The 22,787-nt window shown below is 43.6% G+C and carries 22 protein-coding genes; 14 read left to right on the top strand and 8 right to left on the bottom strand.

Annotated elements, in window-relative coordinates; all coding sequences use genetic code 11:
- The first annotated feature begins 714 nt into the window (after positions 1–714).
- Positions 715–1,227, top strand: a complete 513-nt coding sequence (locus CKO50_RS22120; protein WP_095729932.1) for a DUF3016 domain-containing protein — start codon at positions 715–717, stop codon at positions 1,225–1,227.
- A 65-nt stretch (positions 1,228–1,292) separates the two neighbouring features.
- On the opposite strand, the gene CKO50_RS22115 is transcribed toward CKO50_RS22120, so the two are convergent.
- Positions 1,293–1,586, bottom strand: a complete 294-nt coding sequence (locus CKO50_RS22115) for a prephenate dehydrogenase (protein ID WP_095729931.1) — start codon at positions 1,584–1,586, stop codon at positions 1,293–1,295.
- A 185-nt stretch (positions 1,587–1,771) separates the two neighbouring features.
- Between CKO50_RS22115 and CKO50_RS22110 the strand changes: the two genes are divergently transcribed.
- Positions 1,772–1,981 carry a hypothetical protein gene (locus tag CKO50_RS22110; RefSeq protein ID WP_010605836.1) on the top strand — a complete coding sequence of 70 codons (210 nt, stop codon included), beginning with the start codon at positions 1,772–1,774 and terminating at the stop codon, positions 1,979–1,981.
- A 93-nt stretch (positions 1,982–2,074) separates the two neighbouring features.
- Here the strand turns inward: CKO50_RS22110 and epmB are convergent, their stop codons facing one another.
- Positions 2,075–3,091, bottom strand: a complete 1,017-nt coding sequence (gene epmB / locus CKO50_RS22105; protein WP_095729930.1) for an EF-P beta-lysylation protein EpmB — start codon at positions 3,089–3,091, stop codon at positions 2,075–2,077.
- Between the two features lie 42 nt (positions 3,092–3,133).
- Between epmB and efp the strand changes: the two genes are divergently transcribed.
- A complete protein-coding gene (gene efp / locus CKO50_RS22100; RefSeq protein WP_010605834.1) occupies positions 3,134–3,700 on the top strand; it encodes an elongation factor P in 567 nt (188 codons plus the stop codon).
- A 67-nt stretch (positions 3,701–3,767) separates the two neighbouring features.
- Entirely contained in the window at positions 3,768–4,742 is a 975-nt protein-coding gene (gene epmA, locus CKO50_RS22095; RefSeq protein WP_095729929.1) for an elongation factor P--(R)-beta-lysine ligase, read from the top strand.
- On the opposite strand, the gene CKO50_RS22090 is transcribed toward epmA, so the two are convergent.
- The 3 genes from CKO50_RS22090 to CKO50_RS22080 all read right to left on the bottom strand — a co-directional run bounded on the left by CKO50_RS22090 (position 4,739) and on the right by CKO50_RS22080 (position 7,629).
- On the bottom strand, positions 4,739–5,953 hold the full coding sequence (locus CKO50_RS22090) for a methyl-accepting chemotaxis protein (RefSeq protein ID WP_095729928.1): 1,215 nt from the start codon (positions 5,951–5,953) through the stop codon (positions 4,739–4,741). The genes epmA and CKO50_RS22090 overlap by 4 nt on opposite strands.
- Positions 5,954–6,046: 93 nt before the next feature.
- Complete coding sequence (locus CKO50_RS22085; RefSeq protein ID WP_095729927.1) at positions 6,047–6,769, bottom strand: glycerophosphodiester phosphodiesterase family protein; 723 nt, start codon at positions 6,767–6,769, stop codon at positions 6,047–6,049.
- A complete protein-coding gene (locus CKO50_RS22080) occupies positions 6,766–7,629 on the bottom strand; it encodes a DMT family transporter (RefSeq protein ID WP_095729926.1) in 864 nt (287 codons plus the stop codon). Before CKO50_RS22080 ends, CKO50_RS22085 begins: the two co-directional genes overlap by 4 nt.
- Before the next feature lie 132 nt (positions 7,630–7,761).
- Between CKO50_RS22080 and CKO50_RS22075 the strand changes: the two genes are divergently transcribed.
- The 5 genes from CKO50_RS22075 (at position 7,762) to rlmB (ending at position 15,080) form a co-directional block, all read left to right on the top strand.
- On the top strand, positions 7,762–8,856 hold the full coding sequence (locus tag CKO50_RS22075) for a sensor histidine kinase (protein WP_255231124.1): 1,095 nt from the start codon (positions 7,762–7,764) through the stop codon (positions 8,854–8,856).
- Positions 8,853–9,455 (top strand): DNA-binding response regulator, encoded by a 603-nt coding sequence (locus tag CKO50_RS22070; RefSeq protein ID WP_095729924.1) that lies wholly within the window; start codon positions 8,853–8,855, stop codon positions 9,453–9,455. The genes CKO50_RS22075 and CKO50_RS22070 overlap by 4 nt, the downstream gene beginning before the upstream one ends.
- Before the next feature lie 106 nt (positions 9,456–9,561).
- The gene (locus tag CKO50_RS22065; protein WP_095729923.1) at positions 9,562–11,748 is read left to right on the top strand and encodes an ATP-binding protein; all 2,187 of its coding nucleotides are present in this window, start codon (positions 9,562–9,564) and stop codon (positions 11,746–11,748) included.
- 79 nt (positions 11,749–11,827) lie between these two features.
- Positions 11,828–14,317: a ribonuclease R gene (rnr, locus tag CKO50_RS22060; RefSeq protein WP_095729922.1), complete on the top strand. Its 2,490-nt coding sequence runs from the start codon at positions 11,828–11,830 to the stop codon at positions 14,315–14,317.
- Positions 14,318–14,339: 22 nt separating this feature from the next.
- Positions 14,340–15,080: a 23S rRNA (guanosine(2251)-2'-O)-methyltransferase RlmB gene (gene rlmB, locus CKO50_RS22055; protein ID WP_095729921.1), complete on the top strand. Its 741-nt coding sequence runs from the start codon at positions 14,340–14,342 to the stop codon at positions 15,078–15,080.
- A 375-nt stretch (positions 15,081–15,455) separates the two neighbouring features.
- Here the strand turns inward: rlmB and yjjG are convergent, their stop codons facing one another.
- The 3 genes from yjjG to CKO50_RS22040 form a co-directional block, all read right to left on the bottom strand.
- A complete protein-coding gene (yjjG, locus tag CKO50_RS22050) occupies positions 15,456–16,133 on the bottom strand; it encodes a pyrimidine 5'-nucleotidase (RefSeq protein ID WP_095729920.1) in 678 nt (225 codons plus the stop codon).
- Positions 16,133–16,666 (bottom strand): inosine/xanthosine triphosphatase, encoded by a 534-nt coding sequence (yjjX, locus tag CKO50_RS22045; RefSeq protein WP_095729919.1) that lies wholly within the window; start codon positions 16,664–16,666, stop codon positions 16,133–16,135. Before yjjX ends, yjjG begins: the two co-directional genes overlap by 1 nt.
- Before the next feature lie 97 nt (positions 16,667–16,763).
- Positions 16,764–17,663 (bottom strand): phosphoribulokinase, encoded by a 900-nt coding sequence (locus CKO50_RS22040; protein ID WP_010368692.1) that lies wholly within the window; start codon positions 17,661–17,663, stop codon positions 16,764–16,766.
- A gap of 135 nt (positions 17,664–17,798) precedes the next feature.
- On the opposite strand from CKO50_RS22040, the gene CKO50_RS22035 reads away from it, so the two are divergent.
- The 5 genes from CKO50_RS22035 (at position 17,799) to CKO50_RS22015 (ending at position 22,641) form a co-directional block, all read left to right on the top strand.
- A complete protein-coding gene (locus tag CKO50_RS22035) occupies positions 17,799–18,683 on the top strand; it encodes a hypothetical protein (RefSeq protein WP_095729918.1) in 885 nt (294 codons plus the stop codon).
- 60 nt (positions 18,684–18,743) lie between these two features.
- On the top strand, positions 18,744–19,760 hold the full coding sequence (galE, locus tag CKO50_RS22030; protein ID WP_095729917.1) for a UDP-glucose 4-epimerase GalE: 1,017 nt from the start codon (positions 18,744–18,746) through the stop codon (positions 19,758–19,760).
- A 211-nt stretch (positions 19,761–19,971) separates the two neighbouring features.
- Positions 19,972–21,078 (top strand): 2-aminoethylphosphonate--pyruvate transaminase, encoded by a 1,107-nt coding sequence (gene phnW, locus CKO50_RS22025; protein WP_095729916.1) that lies wholly within the window; start codon positions 19,972–19,974, stop codon positions 21,076–21,078.
- A 502-nt stretch (positions 21,079–21,580) separates the two neighbouring features.
- Complete coding sequence (locus CKO50_RS22020) at positions 21,581–21,982, top strand: MbcA/ParS/Xre antitoxin family protein (RefSeq protein ID WP_095729915.1); 402 nt, start codon at positions 21,581–21,583, stop codon at positions 21,980–21,982.
- A complete protein-coding gene (locus tag CKO50_RS22015) occupies positions 21,973–22,641 on the top strand; it encodes an RES family NAD+ phosphorylase (RefSeq protein ID WP_095729914.1) in 669 nt (222 codons plus the stop codon). The genes CKO50_RS22020 and CKO50_RS22015 overlap by 10 nt, the downstream gene beginning before the upstream one ends.
- Positions 22,642–22,787 lie beyond the last annotated feature (146 nt).

The raw sequence follows: 22,787 nt of genomic DNA, 5'->3' as shown, positions 1-22,787 counted from the left end.
TTTTTATGTCTGGATTTTATATCAGCTATTAGCGGTAAAAAGCGCAGTGCAATAACAGAACTGTCGATAAAGAGAATACTCAGTCTGGACTGATTACTGATATGGTTCAGCCAGTCTGAGCATCAAAACGTCAATATTCAGAAGCGACTAATTATTATAATCTGACTAGTCAACGTGAGGTTTGGATAAGGTATTAATTATCCAAATCTCAGGTTGTTTAATAAATGAGCAAACCAAGCAAATCGGTAAAATATACCTTGTTTTCATATGATTAGGTTTTAATGCAGCACGAAAAATCGAGAAGTAGTGATTTCTTTCACAATGACAAGCGAGATGTGGCAGCATAAATCCCGACCTAAAAAATTATTAAAACTGAGGGCTGGTTTCTCAGCTTAGTAACTCCCTTATTGCTGCAAACAAATCACGTTCACTATCGTGCTCTGCAGTCAAATATACCCCAAAACGCAGCCTGTAGTGTGCTAAATACTGCACTTCACGGCTGACGAAAGAATAAATATTACCAATTTATTTACTGGGCACGAAGCGCAGATGGAAAGGGAAAGTTATCGTTCATTTCATTGTGTTTATACCTGTTTGAGAACATTTACCAATAACTTCGGTCTTACTATGTATATTGATGTAAATGTAGCCAAATGTCACACTGCGTAAAAGGGTGTGATCTTGCTTTACTTCGTACAATGAAGGAGTAAGGTGATGGTAGAGTTTGAAGGAGATCCAAAGATGAAAACACAAATTGCAATACTTGCTTTATTTATGACTCCCTTGTTTGTCAACGCAGGTGAAGTCGCTGTGACTTGGAAGGACTTTAAAGAGTATCGCGATGTCAGGCCTGGTAATGAAACGCGAGGTTCATTTCATAAACGAGTTGAAAAGCAACTGCAGAAACACCTAGAAGAGCTAGCGACGAAATTACCCGAGGGCAACAAGCTCGCAATTACCTTTGATGAGATAGACCTTGCTGGTGATGTTCATTACGGTACCACTGATATTCGGGTGATTAAACCAATCCATTTCCCCCGTTTTGAAATTAGCTACAAATTAACAGACAAGTCGGGTAAAACCATCGCAGAGGAAAATGGCGTGACGTTAAAAGATATGTCATTCATGGATAGAATAAAAAGAGGAATGGATGAATCCTTTTACTATGAAAAGCGTCTTTTAACCGACTGGTTTGAAGATGACTTGATGAAAAAGTTAGTTAATTAACAGGTATTAGCCGTGAGATACGCTTACACGCAGCGATTAAGCTGCGTGCTTAACTAATTAGTTGGCTATTTAAATGTTGCTAGCAACTGTATCAACGATTGTAACTTTTTAACAACCAATGCGAGTTTTTGCTCGTCAATTTCTTCAGTTTTAGATAGACCTTCAACGTCGGCTGCAACATCCAATACATAAGGTTTAAAGCGCTTTGCTTCAAACGTAAACCCGGCATCTTCCGTAAATAGCGCTTTAAACTTACCGTGGCCTTGCTGTTGCAAGTCATCAAGCTTTTTATCCGCATCTAGTGCTTGGCGGTATATGATCTTGAGATTTTCATTGAGTTTTTCGATAACGGCTTGCATGGTCAGTCCTAATCGCCCTACTAAAAGGGCTTATTTTAAGGGTTTCATTTACAAATGTCAGGTGTAAATCTACTCTTTTAAAGGTAGTAAAAAGGGATTGGAAATTTATCTCAAAATCTACCCTAAAGATTTAGCTTTGTATGCCGATACCTTATCTGATCCATCAAAAAGTTAGGTAATCACTTATGAATATTTCCGGAAGTAACCTACCTGCTATGTCTGGAGCGAGCCAAAGTGGTGAAGTATACAGCGCTGCATTGGCAAAGAAGCAACAGCAAGCAGATGGACAAGCCGCGCTTGCTTTAATTGAATCTGCGGGCAGCAGTGCAGCAGCACAAACGCCAGCTAAATCAGTGACAGCAACGCTAGGCAACAACATCAATACATACGCGTAAGCTTATGTCTGATGGCACGTTGTCTTCGGCATGTCCGATAGATATGTGCAAAGCAATCGGTGCTAGGGTCATTAGCACCGATTTTTTGCTATTTTAGTCTAGTAAATTTAAGTCGATCAGCGTTTTACTTGGCTGACCACCAATTTCTCGCACCAATTTAGGCACCAAGAATCCCGGTAGCACTTCTAAAAGTTCAGCCATTATCGCCTTGGCTTCACGCTCTTCTACATCAAAATGACTAGCGCCTTCTACCTTATCGAGTAAATGCAAATAATAAGGCAGTATATCTGCATCGAATAGGGCTTCACTCAATTGGGCCTGAGCCGCAACATCGTTATTAATTCCTTTAAGTAGCACTGCTTGGTTTAGCAAGGTCACATTGGCTTGTTTAAGCTTTTGCATTGCCGCTTTAAAAGTATCATCGATTTCATTTGCATGATTAATGTGATTTACCAAAATCACCTTTAAATGACTGTTTGCTAAACGTTGGCACAATTCCTCGGTTACTCTCGCTGGGATCACTACCGGTAAGCGGCTGTGAATACGTAAACGTTTGATTTGTGGTATAGCCTCTAATTGTTTTAGCACCCAAGCTATCATGTCATCTTTGGCCATCAGCGGATCACCGCCACTTAAGATCACCTCATTGATTTCATGATGGGCGCGCAAATAATCAAATACAGGCTCTAAGGTGCGTTTGTTGACCTGATTATCCTGATAGGGAAAGTGGCGTCGAAAACAGTAGCGGCAGTTGACCGCACAACCGGTTTTGAGCATGAGTAATACCCTAGAGCGGTACTTATGTAACAAACCAGGTACAGGTGCGTCTTGTTCTTCGAGTGGATCTTTACTAAATCCCGCTTCAGTTAAATATTCCTGATGTACAGGTAACACTTGTAATAGCAAGGGATCATGACGATCTCCGTGGCGCATTTTAGCGATAAATGGGCGAGGTACTCGCATAGGAAACAAGCGCTTAGCTGCAAAGTCTCGTGCATCAAATTGGTCATGCAACCCCAAGATGTTGAGTAGCTCTTGTGGGTCAGTGACAACATTTGCTAATTCTTTTTGCCAGTTAGTCTGCAAATTTACTTCATTTATTTGTATCATTAGCAGGTTAATTACTCGAATATACGTAGATTAGAGGATACGATGGCGAATTATAGCACCAACGAGTTCAAGGGCGGCCTAAAAATTATGATGGACGGCGAGCCTTGTTCTATCTTAGAAAATGAAATGGTCAAGCCTGGTAAAGGACAAGCGTTTAACCGCGTTAAAATCCGTAAGCTTATCTCAGGTAAAGTACTAGAGAAAACATTTAAGTCTGGCGACTCAGTGGAAGGCGCAGACGTAATGGACACTGATCTAGCGTATTTATACACTGATGGTGAGTTCTGGCATTTCATGAACAACGAAACATTTGAGCAGATCGCAGCTGATGAAAAAGCAGTGGGTGATAGCGTAAAATGGCTGGTTGAAAATGACGTTTGTACTATCACACTGTGGAATGGTAATCCAATCGCAGTAACACCTCCTAACTTTGTTGAACTTGAGATCACTGAAACCGATCCAGGCCTGAAAGGCGACACTGCGGGTACTGGTGGTAAGCCTGCAACCCTAAGCACAGGTGCTGTTGTTCGTGTTCCTTTGTTCGTTCAAATTGGTGAAGTGATCAAAGTTGATACGCGTAGTGGCGAATACGTAAGCCGCGTAAAATAATAGCGTAAAGCAATTTACGATGTTTTATAAATCCCAGCATGTTGCTGGGATTTTTTTGGAGTAAACAATGACGGTGAACAATTGGCAGCCGAGTGCAACGATAGACACGCTTAGGCAAAGGGCTGCGATTTTAGCGAAGATACGGCACTTTTTTGTTGCACGTGATGTGATGGAAGTTGACACGCCGAGTCTTTCTCAAGCTTCAGTGACCGATCCTCACTTAGATACTTTCCATACTCGATTTGTTGGCCCAAATCACAGCCAAGGTTTGCCTTTATTTTTACAAACGTCACCTGAGTATGCGATGAAAAGACTACTTGCCGCAGGCAGTGGTGCGATTTTTCAATTGTGTAAGGCTTTTCGTAATGAAGAGTCAGGACGTCATCACAATCCAGAATTTACGATGTTAGAGTGGTATCGTCCGGGCTTTGACGAATTTGACTTAATGGCGGAAATCGATGAGTTGATGCAGATGTTATTGGACTGTCCTGCTAGTGATTCGATGACTTACCAACAAGCCTTTGAGACATACCTTGGATTTGACCCCTTAAGTGTGTCGCTAGCGGAGTTAAAAGCGCACGCCAACAAATATGGTTATGGTGATATTGCAGCTATCGAGAATAATCCAGATACTTTACTGCAATTGCTATTTTGTATGGAAATTGAGCCTAAAATCGGTCAGCAGAAACCTTGTTTTGTTTATCACTTTCCGGCATCGCAAGCGGCGCTGGCAAAACTTAACCCGAAAGACAATCGCGTTGCAGGGCGTTTTGAGCTCTATTATCGCAACATGGAACTGGCTAACGGATTTAACGAATTGACGGATGCGGTAGAGCAAAGAGCGCGTTTTGAGCAAGATAACCAACTCAGAGCTGAGATGGGATTGCATCCTGTGCCGGCCGATGAGCGGTTATTGGCTGCACTTGACGCGGGGATCCCCGATTGTGCTGGCGTTGCACTGGGAATAGATAGGCTAGTCATGCTGGCGCTAAACAAAGCTAGCATCAGCGAAGTGCTCACATTTGATGTTTCGCGGGCTTAGCGCCGCGAAACAAAACGAGTAAGCTCTTTTTGAGTGGTTTCTGTGAGCTTTTGGGCACTTTGGCATTCAGCTAACGCGCCATCAATTTGTGATTTAGATTGCTGACCCAGTTCGACAATTTGTTGCACTGCTTGGTGGGTATGTTTTTGTGTTTCTTCAAGTTGGTGTACCGCACTAACGATTTCTTCTAATTGCGCTTGATTGCGTTCAAAGTCATCACTCATCGAAATAAAGCCTTGAGAGGTATCACTGATGGCTTTCTCTGCTGAGCTTGAATGAGAAATCAATTGTTCTGATTCTTGATTGGTTTCACCGACAAGCACGTTCATTTGATTGATAAAGTCGCTGATCTGGCGGGTAGCCGCATTGACCTTGACCGATAGCGCACGAACTTCATCGGCAACCACTGCAAAGCCACGCCCGGCTTCACCTGCTCGAGCTGCTTCAATTGCCGCATTGAGCGCCAGCAAGTTGGTTTGGTCGGAAAACTCTTCGACCATTTTTAGAATGTTACGAATATTCTCGCTATTTTCTTTCAGGCCTGAAACCGTCGATGAAAAGTTACCTAGTAGCGTGGTGATTTGTTTTACTTCAGCAACGAGCTTAGTTAACGACTGTGATGAACCTCGAACAAAGTGCAGGCTTTCGGTATTGGCCTGATAAACCTGATCGGTATTGTGCACAATACTTTGTAAACTGTGGCTGACCTGATCGGAAGCTGCAATAATTGTGTCACCTTGGCTCAGCTGCTGCTGTCCATATTTGGCTGTACTTTGCATGGAGCTGGTGATATCGCGGTTGCTTTGTGTTGCCGCAGCGGCGCTTTCGTATGTTTTTTCCAACAGAGCACTAAGGTGGGTAGTAAAAGCGTTATACTGCTCGCTTAAGTCTCTAAATTCGTCATAAGTAAACTGTGGTAGCTTTGCATCTAAGTTACCGTCTTGGCGGTTAACACGTTCCAGTGAATCTTTCATTGCTTGCACTGGCCGCACGATTAAAAAGCGCATATAAAAGACGGTAAACGCAAAAGCGGCAAGGATCACAATCGTGATCAACCAAAATGCTCCCATATTCGCGCCAGACTGAGATAGCTCAGAATACAGCCAAAATAAACTAATTGCTTGAAAGAGAAATAAAAAGCCTAAGTTACCAACAATCTTTCGAGTTAAGGTAAAGAAAAATGTCTCTTCTAAAAAATTATAAATGCGCATATATAAACTCATATTGGGCTCATCATTGTGCCACTTTATTTGTCTCAGTATAGATGAGCTAAATGGAATAACAATGCCAAAGCGATCAAGTAGTTACTCAATTGGGGGGGCGTAAGCGCCAATGCCCTGTAAATACATTTTGGTTTGGCATGGAAAGTTAGTGAAAATACCATCCACCCCGAAATCTAGCATCATATCTATATCTTGTTGTTTATCGACCGTATAAGCAAATACCTTTAATCCACGAGATTTTGCGTCCAGTACATATTCATGATTAATAAAGTTTTTGTCCATATGAATGCTGTAGGCATGGAGTGATTCAGCAAATTGCGCATAATGAATTGGAATAGAAGCCGTTAACGCGCCAATTCTTACCCAAGGTAATTTTTGCTTTAGCCACAATAGTTGATGATGGTCAAAAGAGGAGATGAGTAGCTGCTCTCTGGTGATCACACCTTGCTGGATATGTTCTTCAATATAAATAACGAATTTATCTAGGCTAAAGGTGTGTTTTAGCTCTAAATTGATATCTGTCTGTTTGCCTATGGTGGCAAACACTTGCTGCAAGGTGGGAATTGATTGCCCTTTACCGGCATCAAGTGTGGCAAGATGGGCCTGAGTTTGCTCATTGACTCTACCTACGCCATTAGTGGTTCTGTCTAGCCACGTGTCGTGAATAATGGCGTAATCATCCGCGCAACTTTGCACATCCAACTCAATACCATCAACGCCAATATGGAGAGCTGCTTCTATTGCGGCAAGTGTGTTTTCTGGATAGCTGCCACTGGCTCCACGGTGCGCTAAGACTTGAATCATGTTTTTTTCCTTGTAATAGACCAAGTTTCAAAACAGGCTGCACTAACTACCAACAACCCGCCAAGTAATGTTGTAAGTGTCAACGTCTCGTGTAACAGAATATAAGCTAATAGTGTTCCATACAATGGTTGTAAACAAGAAATTAACCCTGCAGTGGTAGCAGATAAATAACGTAGGCTAGAAGCAAACAAGGCGTGTGGAATTGCTGTAAATATTGCTCCTGCAAGCAAGATTAACCAGAGGTTTTCTGTGGAAACTTGCTGAATTGGCACTTCCACAAATGCTAACAGCATGAGGCATGCAACAAGCGTTTGGTAAAGCATTGTGTGTGGGCCGCTATAGTGAGAAAAGAAGCGCTTTTGGAGCAAGTTGCGTAGCGCAAAGAGTGCGCCAGAGAATACGCCCGTGATAATCCCTAAAGTAACTTGGTTGCCAAGGTTCGCTTCTGGTACTAATAGATAGATACCAAATAACACCGCGCTAGCACTGATAAAATCCTTTATTTGCACGCGGCTGCGAGTGAAGAGCGGCTCTAAAAAAACCGTGATCACGGGGTAGGTGAAAAAGGCAATGATCCCAACTGCAATTCCCGCCATTTGCATACCTGCAAAGTAAGTCACCCAATGAAGTCCCACGATGACACCAAGAACTAAGGCAGTTAGATAATCTTTTTTGTGTATTAATTTTATCGGTTGCCGTTGTATTTTGAGTAACAGTAGCAGCACAACAAAGGCTACAGCGGTACGGTAAACGGTGATATCCAGTGCTGAGAGTGATATTAATTTTGAAAATAATGCTGTTCCACCAAATAATAAAACGGCACTATGGAGCGAGAGCAAAGCGGACTGTTGTGGGCGCATATCGAATATTAGATCTGTTTTTTAGCAGTCTATCATTTAATCGCTTTGAGATGACAAGATTGTTGACACTTGTCACTCAACATTCTGCGCTTAAACGTAAATAATAATAAAAAGAGCGAATCAGAGAAGCTTGTGTCCATAACCACAGAATTTACCCTAGTTGAGAAACGGCGCTCATTTTGGAATGCCGGACCCCTTATATTTTCAACCTTTTATTTTTTCCCATTGGTATTTAACTGGGCGCAATTGAGCGCAGTTAATATTGCGTTGCAAGTTGTTGTGTACCTTAGCTTTGTCGTGCTTTATTGGCAGAGTATTACAAAAACGGGCAATGCGTTGGTGATGAATTTAGTGCTGATGTCAGGGCTTTGTGTTGCAGGTAGTTGGGTGACGACCGGGACGAGTTCGTTATTTGGCTTTATTGCTTTTTTTTGCGGTTTTAATTTTCTGCCTCGCTATAAAATCATTGCGATGCTGGTCATCATAGCGTTGGTATTGCTAACGGCTAAATTTATCGCAACCCAGCAAACGGTTTATTTCTTGATGCCTGCACTGTGTGTGGCATGTGGACTCTTTATTTTTGGTTGGATGTCACACCGAGAGCGAGTACATCAAGAGTTGCAGAGGCAAAGTGAAGAGGAGATTAAGCGATTAGGCGCCGTGGCTGAGCGAGAGCGTATTGCGCGCGACCTACATGATTTACTCGGTCATTCACTCAGCTCGATAGCATTAAAAGCGGAGCTGGCGAGTAAATTTGCGGCTGCAAATGCATTAGAGCAAGCGCAATCAGAAGCGCTGCAGGTTGCAGACTTAGCGAGAGAAGCACTAAGCGAAGTGCGCCAAGCCGTCACCGGCTACCATCAGCTTGCGCTTGATGCTCAACTGCACATTTTGGCATCGAGGCTAAAAGATAAGGGCATTGCCGTAACTCTAGAATTGCAGGCGATCACTTTAGATAAAGTAAGCGAAGCCTGTTTGTGCTTTTTTGCTAAAGAGATATGCACCAACATTATTCGTCACAGCGACGCAGATAAGGTTTGCTTCACACTACGGCAAAATGACAATAATGTCTTTGTAGAAATTAAAGATAATGGTTCTGTAAAGTCCATAAAGGAAGGAAATGGTTTAATGGGGATCCGTACTCGATTGAAAGAATGTGGCGGCCAACTATTTTATAACACCGAACAGGGCGGATGCTTTAAGGCGGTACTAGGAGAAGCAGGATGATTAAAGTTTTTATTGTTGAAGATCAGGCATTAGTGAGGGGAGCTATTGCGGCATTATTGAGCTTAGATAGAGAGATTGAGGTGGTTGGCGAGGCTGAAAACGGTCAAGTTGCAAAGGAAAAGTTAGCAAAGTTAACGCCTGATATCGTGTTAACGGATATTGAAATGCCACAAGTCACTGGGCTTGAGCTTGCTCAGCACTTACAACAAAAAATGCCAGACACAAAAGTAGTTATCATGACGACCTTTTCTAAGGCGGGTTATATTCGTCGCGCGATCACCTTAGGGGTAAATGGATTTGTATTAAAAGAAGCTCCAAGTGAGTACTTGCTATCAACGTTGAAAAAGGTCATGAATGGATATAAGGTTATTGACCCAGAGCTTGCTCTGTACGCTTTGGAGGATGCTGACCCACTTACTGATAAGGAGCGCAAAGCGTTGCGTTTGGCGAGCGAAGGGTTAAAAACCGCTGAAATCGCAGAACAGTTATTTTTGAGCGAGGGTACGGTAAGGAATTATTTATCCGACGCCATCGCGAAATTACATGCGACAAATAGGGTGGATGCAGCAAGAATTGCTAAGCAAAAAGGGTGGCTGTAACTCGGTGTAATAGCATATATCCAGTTAGTACTTCAAAATAATGCTGTGCGGTAATATACTGCATCTTTCACTAAGTAATAATAATGTATTAATTTTGAGTGCAATAATGGATCCTAAATTACTTATTCAAGTTACCGCAATAACAACTGTGGTCTGTACAGTTTTTATGGCCGTAAACTGGTTTATTAATAAAGGCCTATCAGGCACTCGAAATTGGCTTGTTTTCATTGCGCTTACCGCAATTGGATGTGGTCTGCTAGCCGCCTATACACTTCCCATTACGTTCTCAATTTTTATTCCCAATCTTACTATCGCATTTGGGCTTTTTTATCTGGTTCGCGGTGTTGATGCATTTTTTAGTGTGAAAAGCAATTACACGCCTTGGTATGTATTAGCCGTATTGGGTATTCCAAGTTTTACCTACTTTTTGTACGTGGATTTTAATTTTATAGCTCGCGTCGGGATCAACTACTTAGTCTGGGCGATGGCGATGATTTATTGTCTACGGGCTCTGAATAAAGGGCAAAAGTTATTATCGAAGGAATTTAGTGCAGCACATTGGGCGTTTGGCCTATCGTGCTTGAGCTTACTAGCCGTGTTTACTTTTAGGTTGGTCATGCTTGGCGGCTACTCGGTGACAGATAGCCTGGTTTCGGCAAATTGGGTTAATCAGTTTTTTGCTGTTTCGGTGAGTACGATGCCACTGCTGTTGTGTTTTTCTTTATGCCTGTTATGTAGCAGCCGTCGTGAAAAAGAACTCTGCCTGTTAAAAACTGCTGCTGAGCAGTCAGCGCAGGTAAAAGGTCAATTCTTAACGCTATTGAGTCATGAACTGAGAACACCACTAAATGCCATTGTTGGTCATGCAGAGTCACTTAAAAAAGTACCGCGAGAGCCCAATCGCCATGCTCAGTTATGCGATGTTATCGTCCACGCTGCGATGTCGATGTCGGACTTAGCTAATCAAGTATTATTACAGGCGAAAGGGGAATATGCCGCGCAAAATCGTGTGCCAGTCTCGCTTTATAGTCTTTCGCAAGAGTTAGTTCGCCTCTTACAGCCGCTGGCACTGGCTAAAGGATTGAGTTTGAGGGTAGAGGTTAAAGGTCTGTATCCGCAGGACGTTCATGTCGTCGAGCAAGATACATTGTCTTTGGTACTCAGAAATCTGCTCTCGAACGCGATTAAGTATACAGATAAAGGCATTATTACATTGATCCTTGAGGGCACAAGTCGCACTGAAGATAAGCAAACTATCCGTTTTGCAATTAAGGATACGGGCAAAGGACTGACTGAAGTACAAATGGAAAAGATCTTCGAACCTTTTGTGACATTAAACAATGAGCAATCCATCTCGCAAAGTGCAGGATTTGGATTGGCATTATGCAAGCAGCTGCTGCAAGGGCTCGACTCTGAGCTTAACGTCGACAGCAAGATTGGTAATGGCACGGTGTTTAGCTTTGAACTAGATTGTCAGTGTAGTGATTCACCGTTACAGAGCACAGAGTTTAATACAGAAAAGCTGGCACTCAATGTACTTGTTGTTGAAGATAACGCCATGAATATTGATGTGATCAGCACCTACTTAAACGATATGGTGAGTGAGTTTTCTATTGCTAAGTGTCTTGCAGAAGCTGAAGTCGCGCTATTAGAACATAATTTCGATATTGTTCTGCTGGATATGCGGTTACCTGATGGTAATGGCCTTGAGTGGTTTAAAGAGGGTTTCAATGAAATTGGCTTTACCTCCAGCGTTAAGGTGATAGCGTTAACGGGTGATGGCGATCCTGAGTTGAAAAGGCGATGCCTCCGAGCAGGCATGCAGGACTGTTTAACTAAACCTATCATGCCAAGCCGTTTATATGTGGCACTAGAATGTGCAACTGTAAAAACGACATCTCGCTTGGAATGTAAAACTCTGATTGATCAATCAAGGTTTATGGATCTTGCAAACCGTGAAAGTTCTGGCGTGCTGGCGACGAAATTGATGTATTTAGCAGATCGATTTGAGTACGAAATTGCGCAAATTAAAGGGCTCACAGAGTTGAATGTAACTGATTTAGCCGTTGATAAGCTTGCCTACATTGAAAACGAAGCGTTAGAGCTTGGTATGGTGAATTTTGCCGAGCTTGTTCAAGCTGCAACTGCGCAGCTAAGTTACTCGGAAGAGCAAATTGATTGGGACGGTCTTGCTATGGTTGCTAGACACTCAGTTGAGCGTTTATTAGAGCTTCATGCCCAAATTGCAACGTTGGAATCGGTGTCAAATTCAGTGGTTAATCTATCTGCATAAAAAGATTCATCGATCTTGGCCTAGGTCATTAGGCTATTTTGGGTTAAAATAACAGCATAGCTTATTTAACAAGACAGTAATGCCAAAACAGGATCCCTATCTCGATAGAGAACAGCAAAAATACGACAATCCAGTACCTAGTCGCGAATTTATCTTAGAGCACATTAAAAGCGCGGCCAAACCTCCTTCTTTCTCTCAATTGTGTAACGATTTAAAAGTGCAAGACGAAGAACGTCAAATTGCGCTTAAACGCCGCTTGCGTGCAATGGAGCGAGACGGTCAGCTGCACTTCAATAAATTTAAGTGTTACACCATTCCAAGTGATGATGGTCTAGTCAAAGGTCGCGTTGTTGGACACCGTGACGGCTTTGGCTTTTTAGAAGTAGAAGGCGAACCCAAAGATTGGTTTATCACTAAGTATCAAATGGAGCGAGTGCTGCATGGCGATTGGGTGTTAGCGAAGGCTGGCAGTCGAGGCTCAGGTGGTAAGGTGGAAGCGCGCATTGTGCGAGTACTTGAAAAAGAGCGTGCGCCAGTCGTCGGTCGTTATTTTGTTGAGTTTGGCATGGCAGTCGTGGTGCCTGAAGATCCTCGCATTACTCAAGATATCATCATCGTACCTGGTCAAGAAAATGGTGCTCGCCATAATCAAATGGTGCAGGTAGAGGTCACTCAAAGCCCAAGCAAACAAATGAATGCAATGGGTAAAGTACTTGAGGTACTCGGCGATCATATGGCACCGGGTATGGAAATTGAGGTGGCACTTCGCAATCATGACATTCCTCATAAGTGGCCTGGTGAAGTAAAAGCACAAGTTGCAAATCTTGGTGAATTTGTTGAAGAGTCTGCGAAACAAGGTCGTGTTGACCTACGCGATTTACCGTTAGTAACTATAGATGGTGAAGATGCCCGAGATTTTGATGATGCGGTCTATTGTGAACGTAAAAAGTCAGGTGGTTGGCGTTTATGGGTTGCCATTGCAGATGTGTCTCATTATGTAGGTAAGGACACTGCACTTGACAAAGAAGCGATTGAACGTGGTAACTCAGTGTATTTCCCTGAGCAAGTTGTTCCAATGCTGCCCAAAGTACTATCGAACGGCTTATGTTCATTGAATCCAAAGGTCGACCGTTTGTGTATGGTTGCGGAAATGACCGTGTCAGAAGCGGGTCGTTTGTCTGGCTACCGTTTTTACGAAGCCGTGATGAACTCTCATGCTCGTCTTACTTACACCAAAGTCCATGCGATTTTACAAGGTGACGAAAAGCTCAGAGCCGATTATCAGCCTCTTGTACCTCATCTAACTGAGCTCCATAACATGTATATGGCGTTGAAGGCTGCGAGGCAGGAGCGTGGCGCGATTGAGTTTGAAACCCTAGAAACGCGCTTTGTATTTAATGCCCATCGAAAAATTGACTCTATCGTGCCTGTGGTTCGTAATGACGCCCACAAGCTGATTGAAGAGTGCATGATCTTGGCGAACGTGTCAGCAGCAAAGTTGTTGGAAAAACACGAAGCCCATAGCTTGTACCGTGTTCATGATGAGCCAGACCCTGAAAGATTGAGCCAATTTAGACAATTCTTGCAAGACTTGGGTATTGAAAGCCAATTACCTAACGATCCGTCGCCAGAGGAGTTGACGCAAGCGATCGAGTCACTGGGAGAGCGGCCTGAAAAAGAATTGATCCAAACTATGCTACTGCGCTCAATGAAGCAAGCAGTATATCAGCCAGAAAATATTGGTCACTTTGGTTTGGCCTTAAAAGCCTATGCACACTTTACCTCACCAATTCGCCGTTATCCGGATCTGGTAGTACACCGCGCAATCAAAGGCATTTTACAGCAGCAACAACAGCCAGTGAGTGGTGCTTACATCTATAACGAAGATGAAGTGAAACAACTGGGTGAGCAGTGCTCGATGACAGAGCGCCGCGCCGATGACGCCACTCGTGAAGTCGCTGATTGGCTTAAATGTGAATTTATGCAAGATCATGTTGGCGATGAATTTACCGGTGTGATCTCATCGGTCACCAACTTTGGATTATTTGTGAGGCTAGACGACCTACAGATTGACGGGATGATCCATGTTAGCAATTTAGGGCATGAGTACTTTCACTTTGATGGTGCTAAGCAATATCTGGTTGGTGAACATAGCCGCACGGTGTTTAGACTAGGTGATAAACTGAATGTTGTGGTTGCTTCAGTTAGCTTAGACGATCGCCGCATCAACTTAGCTTTGGCTGAAGAAGGTCTTTCAGATCGCTATTCAAGGCGTCGAAAATCGCCGAAAAGCACGGCAAGTAGTGTTCGTGAGCAGCTAAAAACGGGTAAAATACCGGGGGTTAAGCGCCGTGACGGTGAAACGTCTGGTCGCGATAAAGATAATAAAGGCGATGACAAAGCCAAAAAGCGCAAAAGAACGACCCCTAAGGGTGAGCTCAAACAGGCGAAAAAGGCAGGCACGCTAAAGTCGAAGAAAAAATCGACGAGTAAAAAAGCCAAAGCGGCAAAGGGCAAAGCAAAACGCCCAGGTAAAAACGAAAGAAATCGTAGCAAAAAAGCGCAATAGATTATAAAGCGGGAGCTTTAACGTGAGTAACGAATTAATTTTTGGCTTTCATTCAATCGAAGCCATTTTGAATAACGCGCCGGAGCGCTTTTTAGAAATTTATGCACTAAAGGGACGTGAAGATAAGCGTTTAAATCAAGTCGTAAACGATGCCCGTAAGTTTGGTATTTCAGTGCAGTTTATGCAGCGTAAAGCGCTTGATAACAAAGCGAATGGTGAGCAACATCAGGGCATTATTGCTAATGTTAAAGCGGCGCGGGCATACAATGAAAAAGATCTTGATGAGATCATTCAAAGAGAAACCACACCATTTTTCTTGGTACTTGATGGGGTAACGGATCCGCATAACTTAGGTGCATGTCTGCGTAGTGCTGATGCAGCAGGTGTACATGGTGTTATCGTACCAAAGGATAAGTCTGCAAAGCTAAACGGCACTGCAAGAAAAGTAGCGTGTGGCGCTGCAGAAACAGTTCCGCTTATCCAAGTAACCAATCTTGCTCGTACATTGCGTGATATTAAAGAAGCTGGCGTGTGGGTTGTGGGTACGGCAGGCGAAACCGATACAGCCGTTTTTGATGCAAACCTGACTGGGCCTATGGCCATTGTAATGGGCGCCGAAGGTGATGGCATGCGCCGCTTAACTCGAGAGCATTGCGATGAGCTGGTTAAGATCCCGATGGTAGGTAGCGTGTCTAGCTTAAATGTATCGGTTGCGACCGGTGTATGTCTATTTGAAGTGTTAAGACAGCGCTCAGCACTTTAATCAATTGATAAGTACCGGCTTTTGCGGCGCATCTTCAGCAGCTTTAAGAGCTCGCAAGGTAAACTTGCTCCTACTCAGGCCCACCTTTGGTAGGAGCCGATTTACTCGGCGAGCATTTAATAATCCGCAAGGTCTACCTTTGGTAGGAGCCGATTTACTCGGCGAGCTTTTAATAATCCGCAAGGTCTACCTTTGGTAAGAGCCGATTTGCTCGGCGAGCTTTTAATAATCCGCAAGGTCTACCTTTGGTAGGAGCCGATTTGCTCGGCGAGCTTTTAATAATCCGCAAGGTCTACCTTTGGTAGGAGCCGATTTACTCGGCGAGCTTTTTAAAACCCGAAAGGTCACCTTACCCCCACACAATTGCACTGGGCATTACCCCATTAAAATCGCTTGCAACTCTCTAAGAGACTCTACGGTATAGGTTGGCTTGATATGGTCAGGGCAGACTTTGCCATCATGCTTTAACCAACAGCTATCAATCCCAAAGCGGTTTGCGCCTAAAATGTCACTCGCTGGTGTGTCGCCAACCATTAATACTTTGGATTTGTCGGGGTTTCCCAACAGCGCTAACGTATGCGCAAAAATACTCGGATCTGGCTTGGCTTTACCTACCAACTCAGAGATCACCACTTCAGAAAAACGATCCACAAGGCCGGTGTGCTCTAAGCGCTTTTGCTGAAGCGCGGCAAATCCGTTGGTAATAATAGCCAAAGTACATTGGCCTTTCAGGCTGTCGAGCAAGGCTTTAGCTCCCGGTAACGGTTGGCAAATTTCTGCCATCGCTGCCAAGAATCCCGCATTGAGCACTTCAGGCGCGACATCGAGTTTTTCAGCCCAGCGACTAAAGCGCGTTACCTGAAGTGTTTTTGCGTCAATCTCACCATTTTGATACTGCACCCAAAGTGGCGCATTTAAGCTGTTATATTCTTCGAAGTCCTCGTCAGTGAATACTACGTCATATTGAGTAAACAGCGTTTGTAATCCAAGTTTGGCATTAAAGCTAAATAAGGTTTCATCCGCATCAAATAAAATATGTGTGTAGTTCGGCATTATAAATACATCTCCGGGTGATTAAAGGGCGCCATCGCGAGCAATAAGGCTTGCGTGTAGCTACTTTCTCTGGTGGCAAGATGATTGGTTAGTAAACCGATAGCACCACCTTGTTGCTTGATATTAGTGGTGTTGAACAGGTCATCCATTACATGTCCTAGCTCTTCGCCTTGTTCAAGACGTGCGTAGATCGATGCCGGTAGCGGCAAATTACAACTACGGCCGACACTCGTACGACGGTTATCCGCAATGACGACATAAGCGAAAGTAGCTGCACCGTATTCAAATTTGGCAGCGCCTCCTTCCATGGCACAATAAAAATCGGCTTGATGATGTTGCTGTAAGTAAGTAACACGATTCTCTGCGCCTTCACGGGTGGCTTGTTCACCTAAAGGCTGATCCGCAACGAGACTTGGCGCTGAGATACCCTGGCAATCAATTTTTGCATTGGGAAAGTACTGCGCAAAGATGGTTTTTGCAGCATTGATTTTTACTGGGTTTTTAGACCCCACTAAAATGGTAAGCATGTCCATATAACAACTACTCGTGATGCCCTAAAAGGCGTCAGTGTAAAGTGTGATATGGAGCGATGCAAGGAAGCTATTATTCCTAATCAAAACATAAGCTGGGTTAAATCGGTAAATCGACTGGCGCCATATTCTCAAGGGCACGTTTCTTCACTAATAATTCTTTGATAAGTGGAGTCAGTACTAACTCCATTGCCAATCCCATTTTTCCACCCGGTACAACTAACGTATTTACACGAGACATAAAGCTGCCCTCAATCATTTGTAAATAGTAAGGGAAATTAACATCTTCGATGCCACGAAAGCGAATAACCACAAAGCTTTCGTCTAATGATGGTATGTCTTTAGCACTGAATGGGTTAGACGTATCCACGGTGGGCACGCGTTGAAAGTTAATGTGCGTGCGAGAAAACTGTGGGGTGATGTGATTAATGTAGTCATCCATTGAGCGCACAATTGACGTCATGACCGCTTCTTTGGAGTGGCCGCGCTCATTGGTATCGCGAATGAGCTTTTGGATCCATTCAAGGTTGATGATAGGCACCATGCCAATCAATAAATCAACATTGCTGGCCACATCATACTCGGGGGTCACGACACCGCCGTGCAGCCCCTCATAAAACAGCATATCGGTGTTTTGTTCCAGTTCTTGATAAGGAGTAAAAGTGCCCGGTAGCTGATTAAATGGCACGGCATCGTCAAACGTGTGAAGGTAGCGACGGACTTTGCCATTGCCGGTTTCGCCATAGCTTTTGAACAGACTTTCTAATGCGCCGAAGTCATTGGCTTCTTCACCAAAGTAGCTAATGTGCTTACCTTCTTGCAGCGCTTCGCGACGCAATTTATCCATTTCAGGGCGAGTGTAGCGATGAAAGCTATCGCCTTCGACATAGGCGGCTTTGGTATTAAGACTGCGGAATATGTGTTTTATCGCGCTTGTCGTTGTTGTAGTGCCTGCGCCTGAACTACCAGTAATGGCGATAATAGGGTGTTTGTCTGACATAAATCTGCCTTAGCTTTCATCATCCGTTAATTCGATGTTACGCGAAGCAAAGTTTTTGGCAAGCTTTGCTTGAGGGCGAGTGTTGGGTATCATAGCAGGGTGATATAACTACAATGAAAAATCAAAGGAACGTCCATGCCCATTTCAATGCGTGTGAAGCTCGCAGTTTGTCTATTCGCTTTCGCGTCCTGTTTACCGGCTTATTCAGCCATGCCCAAAAGCCAAGTTTGGCTAGCTGAATTAGGTGAACATTTCAGTGCTAAACCGATTACCGAAAACACCGCATATTTTAATCAACCACTAGTGACTGATTCTGGGGTTTTCTATACTGGGGAAGTAAGCGCTGATGGTAATAGTCAAACGGATCTGTTTTTTTACGACTTTCAAAGCCAAAACACAACGAATCTCACTCAATCCCCTGTCTTCGAATATTCACCCACACTGCACCCGAATGGGAAAGGGTTAACGACGATTGTGGTTGAGGGTTCCGGAAAGCAAAAACTGTGGTTTTATCCGTTTGATCAGGCTACAAAACCAAGTCGTGTTTTTGAGCATATTGAACCTGTTGGATATCATGCTTGGGGGAGCAACCAAGATCTTATTATGTTTATTTTAGGTGCGACTGAAAGTGCTCCGCATACCTTACAGTACACAGATATTAACGGTCATTTACCACAAATTCTTGCCGAAGATATTGGCCGAACTTTGTCTTACAACCGTGCGCGTGACGTGTTTGCTTTTACTTATCAAGTCAATGGCTTGATGTGGTTCGCAACCTACCATAGAGAGAGCGATCATATTCAGCGATTTTTTGCTCTTCCCAGTCAAGTGCAAGATTACACTTGGTTGGATGATAACAAAGTGGCATATGCACTAGATAATAAAATTTATTACCGGGATTTAAATGCGCCTAAAAAGATCCACTTATTAAGAAACTTAAGAAGTTACTGTCAGACTTCAATTTCTCGCTTGAGCTTTTTTGATAACAAGCTGGCATTTGTATGCCACAGCGAAGACTGATAGCGATATATTAAATTGCATGTTAAACGTAATGCATAGACAACAACCATAGGAATAGATATGACGATTCTCGTAACAGGTGGCGCAGGCTATATCGGCTCTCACACTGTATTAGAGCTGCTACAGCAAGGCAAAAAGGTAGTGGTCGTAGATAATCTAAGCAATTCTCAGCAGACTTCATTACATAGAGTCGCTGAGATAGTAGGAAAGGAAGCTGCATTTCATCAAGGTGATATTCTTGATAAGGCATTTCTTGATAGTGTATTCGCGCAATATGATATTGAAGAAGTGATCCACTTTGCAGGTTTAAAGGCCGTAGGAGAGTCGGTTCAAAAGCCAATCGAGTATTATCAAAACAACGTCCAAGGTACGTTGACGCTGCTTGATGCAATGCGTGACGCCAATGTATTTAAGCTAGTTTTTAGCTCGTCAGCGACGGTATATGGAGATCCTGCCAGCCTTCCTATTCGTGAAGATTTCCCAGTTGGTGGCACAACCAATCCTTATGGTACGTCAAAGTTGATGGTTGAAATGGTACTACAGGATGTCGCTAAATCAGACCCGCGTTGGGCCTTTGCTATTTTGCGTTACTTTAATCCGGTTGGTGCACACGAGTCGGGGCTAATTGGTGAAGACCCAAATGGTATTCCCAATAACTTACTGCCCTACATCTCACAGGTTGCTGTTGGTAAACTGGCGAGTTTAGGCGTCTTTGGTAACGACTATGACACCAAAGACGGTACGGGCGTGAGAGATTACATTCATGTGGTTGATCTAGCTATTGGCCATTTAAAAGCACTTGAGAAAATCGCAGTAGCAGCAGGCACGCATATCTATAACTTAGGTACCGGCAATGGCTACTCGGTACTAGAGATGGTTACCGCGTTTGAAAAGGCTGCGGGCAAAGCTATACCGTATGACATTAAACCACGTCGCGATGGCGACATTGCCGCCTGTTACGCTGCGCCTGAAAAAGCCAAATCTGAATTAGGCTGGCATGCAGAGCGTGGACTGGATGCCATGATGCAAGATACATGGCGCTGGCAAAGCAATAATCCAAATGGGTATAAATATTAACTAACTTCTTATCCTGAGTTCAGGTTAAATAACTTAAGCTCGGGATAACAACCAGAGCCTCTGTTGCTTTTCTTCGCCTTTGCCATTTAGGGTAAAGGCGAGGCTTCATTGAACATCATTACTACATCAATCTTAATTTCATAAAACTGTCATGTCGTTGTCACCTAAACTCGGTTAAATAATCTGGTATAGACCAGTTTAGAGGCAAGTTATGAACAACAATTATTTACTCCTGACGCCAGGCCCGCTCAGTACCTCCCACACAGTGAAAGAAGCCATGTTGAAAGACTGGTGCACTTGGGATGATGAATATAACCAAGGAGTGGTGCAAGTTATTCGCAAGCAACTTTGTGAAATTGCGGTTGCAGATCCACAGTATCGCAGTGACTACAGTGCAACCTTAATGCAGGGTAGTGGTACAGCAAGTGTAGAGGCGGCTATTGGAACTTTTATTCCAAAGTCTGGCACTTTACTGGTTATCAATAATGGTGCCTATGGTACGCGTATTATTGAGATAGCCAGTTATCTCAATATTAATGTGATTGTGCTCAACTTTGTTGAAACCGAATTGCCGCAACTTGAGCAGATCTCACAAGCGCTTGAGCAACACCCTGAGATCACCCACGTAGCAATGGTACACTGCGAAACCACAACGGGGATGCTGAATCCAGCTAAACGCGTAGCGGAGCTTGCGAAACATCACAACAAAGTAATGATCCTTGATGCCATGAGCAGTTTTGGCGGCATTGAGATGGATATGCACGAGTGGCAAATTGATATCCTCATTAGCTCAGCAAATAAGTGTATTCAAGGTGTCCCAGGTTTTGGCTTTGTGATTGCAAAAACGGCGCTGCTGGTTGCCTCTGAAGGACAAGCACGTTCACTTTCTTTGGATCTCCACGCCCAGTGGAAAACCATGGAAAACCACCACGGTAAATGGCGTTTTACCTCGCCAACGCATGTTGTCAGAGCTTTTGCCAAGGCACTGGAAGAATTGGCGCAAGAGGGAGGTGTCTCTGCGCGATTTAAGCGTTACAGCGAAAATCAAAAACAACTCGTTAGCGGCATGAAAGCCCTTGGTTTTGAAGCCTTGTTACCAGAAGCCATGCATTCACCTATTATCACTTCTTTTTATTCACCAAGTGACGAAAGCTATGAATTTAAGCGTTTTTATGAAGCATTGAAGCAAAAAGGATATGTAATTTACCCCGGCAAAGTATCAAACGCAGATTGTTTTAGAATTGGTAATATTGGCGAAGTATATGCCGCAGATATTAGCGGACTACTAGAAGCTATCGCACAAGCAAAATACTGGTAAACCGTTAGGGCAGGAGGCGCTTTACGCGGCGATGGGTTAAGGGGGTTACACCCCTTTAGCTAAATAAATGAGTAGCGAATCTTCAATTGTGTTAACGATGACCTAATCTGAGCTATCACCTTCCCATAAAATGATTCTGCACTCATTAAAGCTGGAGGCTAACTAAGAAAAATCACGTTTTACCAAATCACAGATCACCTCGGTGCAAAAATAAGCCGACTCAGGCATGAAAGTTGAAGGTGTACATCGTAAACACGGCACAAGCAACGGTACGAATTACAATAATAGATTGCCCGTAAGTTGCAGGCTTTATCCAGATCAGTTCAGGGTATTGGTTTAACGGTCATTAGAGCGCTATCAACTGAAACAATGAGCTTTTTCCTACGGGTAACGTTATTGTCTTTTCACATCAACCACTAGTCTACATATCGATCAATACTCTCTTGCAGAAAGTCCTATTTAGTACCATAATGACAAATAAGTTCCAAATGGGAGTCTTCGCATGCAAGCACAAAGAGAAGAAGCATATAACCGAGATGCAATGGCCAAAGCTGGTTTTAAGGCTGCGGATAACATTTTATCGCAGTGGGGTTGCACAGCTTCTCAAGCTCAAAGCATCTTAAAGCTACCAAAAACAACCTACCACAAGTACAAAGCGAATCCCGATACTGTGAAGCTAAGCGATGATCAGTTAGAGCGAATTAGCTACTTATTAAACATGCATCAGGCATTACGTATTGTGTTCAGCAACCCTGCCAACGTCAAAGGGTTTATGCAAATGAAGAATCACAATGATTTCTTTGCAGGTCGCACACCCCTGGAGATCATTGAAGATGGCAAGTTTGGTGACTTGTACGAAGTAGCTAAACGAATAGATGCTCTGCGAGGTGGTTTATGGGGATAGAGTCTCAAGGCTATAGACTGGTTTGCACTAAGTATCCGTCTATACACCTTTTTGATGACGTCGCCAGCGCGGAGGACTTCGAGCACCTTTATACATTGCAAGAGTTAACGAATCCTCGCCTTCAAGATGAGGTGGGGAACGTTGAGCTTATTGACCCCAATGAGATCCCCTATCAATGCGCTAATGGCCGCAGCTATGCGGTCGCGCCTTTCACTCATGTGAACCCTAATGGTGGACGTTTTAACGATGGGCTATTTGGTGCCTTGTACATTGCCGATTTAGAACGCACAGCAATGCTAGAAGTCAAATACCATCAACAACGGTACTACCAAAATGTTGAAGGGTTGGAGTTTGACCGTATCGTCTTTCGAAGCCTCGTTGTGCGCCATAATGCAGAACCAATTCACACGGTTAAAGAGGGCGAAACCGACATTCTCGATCCCGATAAATACACTGCCTCTCAAGCGCTGGCTTGTCAGCTAAAAAAAGACGGGTATCAAGGTGTACTTTACCCTAGTGTCCGCAATCAAGGTGCCGAGTGTATAGCTCTTTTCACTCCAAAGCCTGTGTTGGATGTAATGCAAACCAGTCTGATTGAAATGATTTGGGATGGTGAGTCTATTGCTGATGTGAATCATGTCACACATATTGAGTCCTGACTTTGTAAGGGGCCGTAAAACAGATGTTAGTATCTCAATTGCAAGGAATTAAATCGTTAATAAATCGCTAGAATTAAATCGCTGACACCCACCACTAATTTGCACCTTCCTAAGATCCCGCCTAAGCTTTAATTCTGCACTCAAAG

It is taken from the genome of Pseudoalteromonas sp. HM-SA03, from assembly GCF_002289345.1.
In the GTDB taxonomy this organism is placed as follows: domain Bacteria; phylum Pseudomonadota; class Gammaproteobacteria; order Enterobacterales; family Alteromonadaceae; genus Pseudoalteromonas.
Note: the sequence above shows the minus strand (reverse complement) of the source record. Positions and strands in the feature narration are given on the sequence as shown.